This window comes from Bacteroidota bacterium, from assembly GCA_039714315.1.
In the GTDB taxonomy this organism is placed as follows: Bacteria; Bacteroidota; Bacteroidia; order Flavobacteriales; family JADGDT01; genus JADGDT01.
The window spans coordinates 1-10,415 of the sequence record JBDLJM010000112.1 but is presented as its reverse complement, the minus strand read 5'-3'; the positions used below and the strand labels follow the sequence as shown (position 1 = coordinate 10,415).

Sequence of the window (10,415 nt, the reverse complement as noted above, 5' to 3'; positions counted from 1 at the left end):
TTTCATATGTATATAATTTAATATTTCGGTCATATGTTATCCCCTCTATATTCATCACACTTGGTGTAAACCCGGTGTTCATGGGGATTTCATATCTATTCATTGTGTTTTATAATATAAAAATTGATTTTGAGAAGGAATTATCTGTAGATAAACTTTAATTCCGCCGGCGATAGGAGCGTTACCCCACAGCCAATAAAATTACTAAACAAGCAAATGCAATGGCGACCACGGGAGCCCGTTGCATTTGTATTGTGCAGTTTTTTATTGGCGAGGAGTATAGCGGATAGCGACAAATGGCGGCCAAAAAACAAAACCTCCGAAAAATTAAATTCCGGAGGTTCTTATATGTTTGTTATGTGATCTAAGGCTATATCACACCTAATTCTTTACCTACTTTAATAAATGCCGTAATAGCTTTATCGAGATGTTCTTTTTCGTGGGCTGCAGAAATCTGAACGCGAATTCTTGCCTTATCTTTTGGAACCACCGGGAAGAAGAATCCTATAACATAAATTCCTTCTTTGAGTAGTTTATCGGCCATTTTTTGAGAAAGTTTGGCATCGTAAAGCATTACCGGTACAATCGGAGAATCGCCTTTTACTATGTCGAAACCTGCTTCGTACATTCCTTTTTTGAAATATTCGGTATTCCACATCAATTTGTCTCTAAGCTCTGTTGTTTCGGATAGTAAATCGAGCACTTTTGAAGCTGCACCAACAATTGACGGAGCAAGAGAATTAGAGAACAGGTATGGTCTTGAACGCTGGCGCAACATATCGATTATTTCTTTTTTAGCAGAAGTGAATCCACCCATAGCACCACCGAGTCCTTTGCCCAGGGTAGAGGTAATAATATCGACCCTCCCCATAACGCCTCTGTGTTCATGTGTACCACGTCCGGTTTTTCCAATAAATCCTGATGCATGCGAATCATCAACCATTACCAGAGCATCGTACTTATCGGCCAGGTCGCATATTTTATCAAGCGATGCTACAACTCCGTCCATTGAGAACACTCCATCGGTAACGATAATTTTATGGGGATGACCTGCTTCATTTGCTTTTATAAGCTGAGCTTCGAGATCGGCCATATTATTGTTTTGGTAACGGTAGCGAGCCGATTTAGTCAGTCTTACTCCATCTATAATTGAAGCGTGGTTCAGGCTGTCGGAAATTATGGCGTCGTCTTTACCAAATAAAGGTTCAAAAACACCTCCATTTGCATCGAAGGCTGCTGCATAAAGTATGGTATCTTCCATTCCCAGAAACTCTGAAATCTTATTTTCAAGATTTTTGTGAATATCCTGAGTACCGCAAATAAACCTTACAGATGACATCCCATATCCGTGAGTGTCGAGGGCATCTTTTGCTGCCCGGATAACTTCGGGGTGCGATGATAATCCCAGATAATTGTTTGCACAGAAATTTAGCACAGTTTCACCGGTACTTACACCTATTTCGGCTCCCTGTGGTGTAGTTATTATTCTTTCGCGTTTGTATAATCCCGCTTCGTCTATTACTTTTAACTCTTCCTGAAGGTGGTTTTTTAGTTTCCCGTACATGTTTCTGCTATTTTATTGGTTTACCTTTCATGTGCAACAAAGATATAAAGTTGAAGGTGAATTTGTAAGTTATATTAGTGTTTTTTGGGGGATAAATTACAGATATAAAGAAAGAGCGGTATTGTCTGAGGTTTTTGCTCAAAATACCTACCTGCCTGTAATCTACTAATAAGAGCTAATTATTCATAAAATATGCTTTAGGAATATTTTTAATAAGATGTTAATTTGGTGTGTATCATTTTATTAAATTTATAGTTAGAATTTTTATAAGCACTTATAGAAATAATCTATATCATGGTTGAAATATATTTTATTTTAGAATTTACATTTGTGTCGACTAACTGATATAAAAAAATAATAATAAAGTTATGCATGAGGCAGTTTCGGATGCTTTGTTGTTTCACAGACTTCAATTTGCGTTCACAATAACATTTCACTATCTGTTCCCCCAGTTAACTATGGGGCTATCAGCAATAATAGTTTTATTCAAATGGTTGCACCTTCGCAGTGATGATGAAAGGTACAACAGGGCAGCAAAGTTCTGGGCTAAGATCTTTGCGATAAATTTTGTTATGGGTGTTGTAACAGGAATTCCTATGGAATTTCAGTTTGGAACTAACTGGGCAAGGTTTTCGGAGCTTACCGGTAATATTATAGGTCAGACACTGGCTATGGAAGGAATGTTCTCGTTTTTTCTGGAATCCACATTTTTAGGAATTTTCCTTTTTGGAGAGAAGATAGTCGGTAGAAAAATTCATTTTTTATCGGCATTTCTTGTGTTTGCAGGTTCATGGTTGAGTGGATGGTTTATAATCGCAACCCACTCATGGATGCAAAATCCTGTTGGATTTGAAATTATGGAGAATGGAAAATTTGTATTGACGAACTTTTCGGCACTTTTTTCCAATCCATGGCTGATACCCTCATATTTGCATAATCAGGCAGCTTCTGTAGTAACAACATCATTTGTTGTAGCAGCGGTTGGGGCTTATTATATGTTGAAAAAAGAGAACAGAAGTTATGGGAAATTATTTGTAAAAGTCGGAGTTAATTTTGGGTTGTTTGCGAGTATTTTACTTGCATTTCCTTTTGGGGATATGTTGGCAAAACAGGTAGCACAACATCAACCGGTAACACTCGCAGCGATGGAGGGATTGTTTGATACACAGAAGGGTGCTCCGATAGTTTTGATTGGGCAGCCAAACATGGTGGAGCAAAAGCTTGATAATAAAATAGAAGTGCCTAATGTTTTAAGTTTTCTTACCTATGAAAGGTGGGATGCCGAAATAAAAGGATTGAATGATTTTCCCAGGGAGGATTGGCCAACAAGTATACCGGGACTTTATTACGCCTATCACATGATGGTAGGTTTAGGAACTATTTTCATTTTAATAATGGTAATAGGAACTTTTTTCCTTTGGCAGAGAAAATTGTATAACCGCAGGTGGTATATGTGGATACTGATGTTTGCATTTCCATTCCCGTATATTGCAAATTTAGCCGGCTGGTACACTTCCGAATTGGGTCGCCAACCCTGGCTGGTATACAACCTGCTTCGTACGCAACACGGAGTTTCTGAAACAGTATCAGCAGGTAATGCATTGTTTACACTGCTTGGGTTTATAGGACTTTATATTCTTTTAGGATTACTTTTCTTAGGATTGGTTGGAAAGGTTATTTACCAGGGCCCGGAGAAATTAGAACTTAATAAAGCTGAATAATCATGGAAATATTTTGGGCAGTTATAGTAGTAGCAATGTTAACCATTTTCGTGATATTGGATGGGTTTGACTTTGGGGCAGGAATTATAAATTTATTGTTTTCGGAAAGCGAAGAGGAGAGAGCAAAAATAACACAGGCAATCGGTCCCTACTGGGATGGTAATGAAGTATGGCTTTTAGCCGGTGGCGGAGTTTTGTTTTTTGCTTTTCCAACCTTGTACGCAACAGCTTTTAGCGGATTTTACCTGCCATTAATAATGGTGCTTTGGTTGTTGATATTCAGGGGAATAGGTCTTGAGCTCAGGAATTTGGTCGACAATGAAATGTGGCGTGCAATCTGGGATAAGGCATTTGGAATTGCCAGCCTTTTATTGGCGGTATTTTTTGGAGCGGCATTAGGAAATGTTGTAAGAGGAGTAAACCTTGGAGGTGTGGTTGATGGTGTTTCAAAATATGAACCCCATAACTTCTTTGTTCCGTTATGGAATCATAATTTCTCCCCTTTAGAGCAGGAAGTGGGTGTGTTGGATTGGTTTACTATTCTACTTGGGCTTGTTGCCGCTGTTACATTGACTATACACGGAGCAGCATGGATTAGATATAAGTTGTCGGGAGATGTAAACAGTAAGATGAAGAAGATTATTCCTATTGCTTTAGGGGTACAAATTATACTGATTATTGTATCTGTCGCGGCAATTTCAACTATCAAACCGGCTACATTTAAGAACTTTATGGAAAGTCCGGTGTTGTTTATTTTCCCGGTTTTAGCCATTATAGGATTAATCGGTATCTTTGTAATGAATAAAATGGATAAAGAGGGGGCTACATTCCTCTCATCGGCACTGTTTATATTTGGAGCTTTTTTAACAACAATTATGGGGATGTTCCCGGTGTTGTTGCCTTCAACAAACAGTGTTAACCCATCGCTGACAATTTCAAGTATGAAAGCTGCAGATTACGGCCTTGAGGTTGGATTGTACTGGTGGGTGATAGGGATAGTGTTGACTGTTTCTTATTTTGTGATCGTTCACAGGTTGTTTAGAGGAAAGCTTGACGACAATACGTATGGGCATTAAAAAATGAATATTATAAGGTAGTATTTATATAAAGGGGAAGAAGATGGGATATTTATCGAAAAGGAGCTTTGACGAACTTCGCAGTTTGGAAGGCAGGAAAATTGCAAAAATTGTGTACTATTTGTGGGATAACCTCCAAAGTGATGATGATTTTAAAAGTTTAGACTGGATAGGTATAACTCTTCATGACGGAACTAATACTGTATTGAATTATGGTGTGGATAATGACGGTATCGAAGTTGTAGATTTTGATTTTAATGAGGAACTAAATAAAATTGAAACTCAGTTTAAGGGTCAGGTTACTTTGATACATGAAAATGCTACCTTAGACAGACACTGGTTTCCCATATTGGATAAAGTGATAAAAAGAGTGAGTTTTGGTAGAGAGAAGGGAGAGAATGGTAATTCTCAGATAATATTTGAATTCTCCGACAAACATAAAATAGAGATCTTTACCAAGGAAGAAGGGATGGGCGTAGATTTTTTTGAAGCTTAATGCTTAGAAAGATCACTTTTTGCCTGTGACAACATATTTTTAAGGCCGCGAATGCACTAATTAATTAACTCACTAATGTTCATTTTTTGAGCGTTAGCGAAATAAATTATTCGTGTATTCGCGGCTTTATTATTTTTAGTCATAAGCTCTTCTGTGCTCCTGACTTTATTGAATTAGATTTATATAATCAAATAATTTTAGTACTTTACTATAAAATAATGTACATATGGATTTACCTTCCCACATTAAAAGTATAGCAAATATTTCTTCTGAATCTGAAAAAGAATTCAGTACTGCATTTAAGAAAAAAGAATATTCGAAGGGTGAATCTATATTTAAACAGGGAGAGATTTGTAAGCATATATATTTTATTGAAAGTGGTTTGGCCCGCATGTTCTATTATTCTCAAAGTGGCAAGGAGGTAACTGCAATGTTTTTTAAGGAGAATAGCTTTTTTACTGCTATAGACAGTTTTTACAATAAAAAAACTACACGCGATAATTGTGAATTGCTCGAAGATTCTGTTGTATATTCTCTTCACATTAATGAAATGGATAATTTATTGAAGAAAAACCACGACTTTGCCAAACTTGCCTTTCATACAACCTATGAAATTACCAGAACTATTGTTGATTATACTTTCGCTCTAAAATTTCAAACAGCCAAGGAACGATATGATTCTCTTCTAAAAGATTACCCAAGGATTTTTAAACGTGTAGCATTAATACATATAGCTTCTTTTATAGGCATTACACCCGAAACATTAAGCAGATTAAGAGCCAAAAAATAATTTATTGCCGATTTCATCTTTTCTATTTCTTGATCTATATCAAGACCTAATATATTTTCAACTCACACCTTTGCATCATAATTAATAAAACAGCGGATTCACTTTACGCAGCGATTAAAAATCAAATTCTCTATTGGAAGCACCTCAGATCTTTTAATTGAAAATGAATTAGCTGACAAATAAATAATATAATGATAAGAGCAAAGCATTTAGTATTAGTTATGTCGTTAATATTCACGACAAATATTATGTACGGACAATTTCAATTTGGACCAAAGATTGGTGTAGGTGGATCTACACAATCGGAGTTAGCAAATTTTTATGATAATGAGGATATACACGTTAGTTACGAAGTTGGATTAACAGTTAGAAACGAATTTAACGACTTGTTTGCACTAAAAGGAGACTTACTTTATTCGCAAAAAGGGAGAACAGTAAACATAATTGAAGAAGATATTAATTACGATCAAACAGATGAATTTAATTACCTTATTATTCCTGTTAAAGCAGAATTTTCAATTCCTGTAAAAACAAGTAAAGTATTCTTGGCAACCGGGCCATATGCAGGAATACTGCTTGATGCCAGTTCCGAAATTGCCTATACATCATCCGAAATTGACAATGGGTCAACCGATATTAAAGATCAGGCAAGAAATATGGATTATGGATTATCAATGGAGCTTGGTGTAATAATACCTGTGTCGATAAATGATTTACAAATTTCACTAAATTATGATATGGGACTTACGGAGGTATACGAATACGATAACGTAGCCAATAACAAATCTTTTACAATTAATTTGGCATACCTGTTTTAAGTTATCAGGAAGTGATTGTATAAGACATAAAAAAAGCTGACTAGAAATAGTCAGCTTTTTTATTTTGTTTATTGCATTCTTTTAGCTTCTATACTTAAAGTTGCATGCGGAACTAATTTTAAGCGTTCCTTGTTGATTAACTTTCCGGTAACTCTACATATACCGTAAGTTTTGTTTTGTATTCTCAGAAGAGCATTATTCAAATCGCGAATAAATTTCTCCTGTCTTGCAGCCAGTTGTGCATTAGCTTCTTTCGACATAGTTGAGGCCCCTTCTTCGAATGCCTTAAAGGTAGGAGATGTATCATCAGTCCCGTTGTTTAAGTCATTTAAGTAAGATTGCTTAATTATGTTTAAATCGTGTTCTGCTTTTACTATTTTTTCCTCTATCAGAGTTTTGAATTCTTCTAAATCCTCATCAGAGTATCTTTCTTTAATATCTGAGGCTTTCATAGGCTTAAGTTTTTGTTAAATATGCATTCAAAATAACATCCTTGAATATACAACTAAAACGTTTGCAATACAAGGCTATATTCTGGTTAGTTTTATTTTAGTATTAATTTCATCAAACTCAATTAAGTATCCCTCTTCTATGTTGTCTACAAAATCGAGTTGTTTTGTTAATGTTTCACTTTTTATATATTCAGAGTTGTTAGAAACTGCTTTTTCCAGAATTTCATTTCTTTCCAATTCCACATGAATTTGATCAGTAACTTCGAAACCTGAATCTTTTCTGAGGTTTTGAATCCTGTTTACAACTTCACGGGCAATTCCTTCCGATTTTAACTCTTCGCTAATAGTAACATCAAGTGCAACAGTAAGTCCGTTGTAGTTAGCTACTGTCCATCCTTCGATGTCCTGAGTAGTGATTTCCACTTCGGCGAGCGCTAAACTAACTTTTTTTCCGTTTACTTCAATATCTTTTGTTCCATTTTTTTCTATTTCGGCAATATCTTCCTGTCCGAATTTAGCAATAGCCTGGCCTACAAAACGCATTTCCTTACCAAATTTAGGGCCTAAGGCTTTAAAGTTTGGTTTAATGCTTTTTACCAAAATACCTGAAGCATCCGAAAGAAGTTCTATTTCCTTAACATTAACCTCGGCTAATACCAGATCTGAGATAGCTTCTATTTGTGTTTTGGTTTTCTCATCCAAAACAGGAACCATGATCTTTTGTAGAGGCTGACGAACTTTAATCTGATCTTTTTTACGTAAACTCAAAACCATAGAAGTAATTGTCTGTGCTTTGTGCATTCGTTCTTCCAGGTCGGCATTTACATGGCTTGCATCATATGTTGGCCAATCAGCAAGGTGTACCGATTCGAATTGTTCTTTACCTGTGGCAGCATTAAGATCTTTATACAATTTATCCATAAAGAATGGAGCAATTGGAGATGAAAGTTTAGCAACTGCATTCAAACATGTGTATAGTGTTTGATATGCCGAAATTTTATCATCCTGATAATCTCCTTTCCAGAATCTTCTTCTGCTTAAACGAACAAACCAGTTACTTAAGTTTTCAGTTACGAAATTCTGAATTGCACGTCCTGCCTGAGTTGGCTCGTATTTTTCCATACTTTCAGTAACTACTTTTATCAAAGTGTTTAATTCAGAAAGTATCCAACGGTCAAGTTCCGGGCGATTTTCTATATCGGCTTCAGAATAATCAAAACCATCGATATTGGCATACAATGCGAAGAAATTATAGGTGTTGTAAATTGTTCCGAAGAATTTTCTGCGTACCTCATCTATTCCGTCAACATCGAATTTCAGGTTGTCCCAGGGCTGAGCATTAGTAATCATATACCAACGTGTAGCATCAGAACCATATTTCTCAATCGTCGCAAACGGATCAACACCATTTCCGAGACGTTTACTCATTTTTTGTCCGTTCTTGTCTAATACAAGTCCGTTTGAAACTACATTTTTGTAGGCTACAGAATCAAAGTTCATGGTTGCTATTGCATGTAGAGTATAGAACCAACCACGAGTCTGGTCAACTCCTTCGGCGATAAAATCGGCAGGGAATGACTTGTTGTCATCGATCATTTCTTTGTTTTCGAAAGGATAGTGCCACTGGGCATAAGGCATCGACCCGGAATCGAACCAAACGTCGATAAGATCTGCTTCGCGCTTCATTGCCTTACCCGATTTTGAAACCAAAGTAATATTGTCGACTATGTGTTTGTGAAGGTCTATTTTTTCGTAGTTGTCACTACTCATATTACCCACTTCAAACTCTTCGAAAAGGTTTTTGTCCATTACTCCCGCTTCAACTGCTTTCTGCATTTCGGCCTTAAGTTCTTCAACAGACTCAACCATTATTTCTTCACTGCCATCTTCTGTACGCCAGATAGGTAGTGGTATACCCCAGTAACGTGAACGGGACAGGTTCCAGTCGTTGGCATTTTCGAGCCAGTTTCCGAAACGTCCTGTACCTGTTGATTCAGGTTTCCAGTTAATGGTATCATTAAGTTCGCTCATACGTTTTTTAACATCTGTAGCCTTAATAAACCATGAATCTAACGGATAGTATAGAACAGGTTTATCTGTACGCCAGCAATGCGGGTAGGAGTGAACATATTTCTCGGCTTTGAAAGCCTTATTTTCTTCTTTTAATTTTATAACTAAGCGAACGTCAACAGACTTGTCCGGTGCGTCTCCATCGCTATAATATTCATTTTTCACATATTCTCCTGCAAATTCTCCCATGTGTTCAGAGAACTTACCTTCCAAAGTTACCAGAGGAACAGGATTATCGTTTTCGTCAAGTACCAACAATCCGGGAACACCTGCATTTGTAGCTACCAGGGCATCATCAGCACCAAAAGTAGGAGCCGTATGCACAATTCCTGTACCATCTTCGGTAGTTACGAAATCACCGGGAATAATCCGGAAAGCCTTATCAGCATCTTTGTATGGTTGCGCAAACGGTAATAATTGTTCATAGTGAACGCCTAATATGTCGGCACCTTTAAATTCTTTGATAATTTCGTATTGTTGAATTTTGCCTTTTTTAACGATAGGCTCATCTTTACTCATTCCTTCAGGGTGAGGAAAATGGTGTGCTCCTGCAGTGATTTCATGTGTTGCAGGTGCAGTAAAATATTTCAGGAATAAATCTTTTGCCAATACAACCTGAGTTTCCTCGAATGTGTATTGGTTAAGAGTTTTTACAAGTAAATAATCAATCTTTTTTCCAACAGTAAGAGCTGTGTTCGACGGTAAAGTCCATGGAGTTGTTGTCCATGCGAGGAAATTTACATCACCTTCAACATCTTTTAGTACATCGGTATATGTAGAAGGTATCGCCTTGAACTGGGCAATGACTGTATTATCGGTAACATCGCGGTAACATCCCGGTTGATTTAACTCGTGCGAACTAAGCCCCGTACCGGCTTTAGGCGAATACGGTTGGATAGTATATCCTTTGTATATAAGTCCTTTTTTGTAAAGTGATGCCAATTGCCACCAAACAGACTCAATGTATTTATTAGTGTAGGTAACATACGGATCTTCCATATCAACCCAGTAACCAACTTTACGGGTAAGATCGTTCCATACATCTGTATATTTCATTACTGCTTTACGGCAGGCATTGTTGTAGTCTTCTACAGAAATTTTATTTCCAATATCTACCTTTGTAATTCCAAGCTCTTTTTCAACACCTAGTTCTACAGGAAGACCGTGGGTGTCCCATCCTGCTTTACGGTTTACCTGATATCCCTGAAGAGTTTTAAAACGACAGAATAAATCCTTTATTGTACGGGCCATTACATGGTGAATTCCCGGCATACCATTCGCTGATGGCGGACCTTCGAAAAATACGTAAGACTCTTTACCCTCACGACTTTCCATACTCTTATCAAAAATCTTATTCTCTTCCCAAAATCCTAAGATCTCTTCAGCAACTTTAGGTAAATCTAATCCTTTATATTCTGTAAATTTCAT

At 36.9% G+C, this 10,415-nt stretch carries 8 protein-coding genes; 5 read left to right on the top strand and 3 right to left on the bottom strand.

Annotation, left to right across the window (positions count from 1 at the left end; genetic code table 11):
- Positions 1 to 370 precede the first annotated feature (370 nt).
- Entirely contained in the window at positions 371 to 1,564 is a 1,194-nt protein-coding gene (kbl, locus tag ABFR62_10730) for a glycine C-acetyltransferase (protein MEN8138895.1), read from the bottom strand.
- 368 nt (positions 1,565 to 1,932) lie between these two features.
- Here kbl and ABFR62_10725 point away from each other — a divergent pair, with 368 nt between their 5' ends.
- The 5 genes from ABFR62_10725 to ABFR62_10705 all read left to right on the top strand — a co-directional run bounded on the left by ABFR62_10725 (position 1,933) and on the right by ABFR62_10705 (position 6,465).
- Positions 1,933 to 3,285 (top strand): cytochrome ubiquinol oxidase subunit I, encoded by a 1,353-nt coding sequence (locus ABFR62_10725; protein ID MEN8138894.1) that lies wholly within the window; start codon positions 1,933 to 1,935, stop codon positions 3,283 to 3,285.
- Positions 3,286 to 3,287: 2 nt separating this feature from the next.
- Entirely contained in the window at positions 3,288 to 4,361 is a 1,074-nt protein-coding gene (cydB, locus tag ABFR62_10720) for a cytochrome d ubiquinol oxidase subunit II (protein MEN8138893.1), read from the top strand.
- Positions 4,362 to 4,404: 43 nt separating this feature from the next.
- Positions 4,405 to 4,857: a hypothetical protein gene (locus tag ABFR62_10715; protein ID MEN8138892.1), complete on the top strand. Its 453-nt coding sequence runs from the start codon at positions 4,405 to 4,407 to the stop codon at positions 4,855 to 4,857.
- Positions 4,858 to 5,083: 226 nt separating this feature from the next.
- Complete coding sequence (locus ABFR62_10710; GenBank protein ID MEN8138891.1) at positions 5,084 to 5,647, top strand: Crp/Fnr family transcriptional regulator; 564 nt, start codon at positions 5,084 to 5,086, stop codon at positions 5,645 to 5,647.
- Between the two features lie 191 nt (positions 5,648 to 5,838).
- On the top strand, positions 5,839 to 6,465 hold the full coding sequence (locus tag ABFR62_10705) for a porin family protein (GenBank protein ID MEN8138890.1): 627 nt from the start codon (positions 5,839 to 5,841) through the stop codon (positions 6,463 to 6,465).
- Between the two features lie 68 nt (positions 6,466 to 6,533).
- Here ABFR62_10705 and ABFR62_10700 read toward each other — a convergent pair whose 3' ends face one another.
- Both ABFR62_10700 and ileS read right to left on the bottom strand, forming a co-directional pair.
- On the bottom strand, positions 6,534 to 6,917 hold the full coding sequence (locus ABFR62_10700) for a TraR/DksA C4-type zinc finger protein (GenBank protein MEN8138889.1): 384 nt from the start codon (positions 6,915 to 6,917) through the stop codon (positions 6,534 to 6,536).
- A 75-nt stretch (positions 6,918 to 6,992) separates the two neighbouring features.
- Positions 6,993 to 10,415 (bottom strand): isoleucine--tRNA ligase (gene ileS / locus ABFR62_10695; GenBank protein MEN8138888.1); only part of this gene is annotated, 3,423 nt, incomplete at its 5' end.

Excerpts from the sequence above, each read along its gene's own strand:
- kbl (MEN8138895.1), bottom strand. The coding sequence starts at position 1,564 with ATGTACGGGAAACTAAAAAACCACCTTCAGGAAGAGTTAAAAGTAATA.
- ABFR62_10725 (MEN8138894.1), top strand. The coding sequence starts at position 1,933 with ATGCATGAGGCAGTTTCGGATGCTTTGTTGTTTCACAGACTTCAATTT.
- cydB (MEN8138893.1), top strand. The coding sequence starts at position 3,288 with ATGGAAATATTTTGGGCAGTTATAGTAGTAGCAATGTTAACCATTTTC.
- ABFR62_10715 (MEN8138892.1), top strand. The coding sequence starts at position 4,405 with ATGGGATATTTATCGAAAAGGAGCTTTGACGAACTTCGCAGTTTGGAA.
- ABFR62_10710 (MEN8138891.1), top strand. The coding sequence starts at position 5,084 with ATGGATTTACCTTCCCACATTAAAAGTATAGCAAATATTTCTTCTGAA.
- ABFR62_10705 (MEN8138890.1), top strand. The coding sequence starts at position 5,839 with ATGATAAGAGCAAAGCATTTAGTATTAGTTATGTCGTTAATATTCACG.
- ABFR62_10700 (MEN8138889.1), bottom strand. The coding sequence starts at position 6,917 with ATGAAAGCCTCAGATATTAAAGAAAGATACTCTGATGAGGATTTAGAA.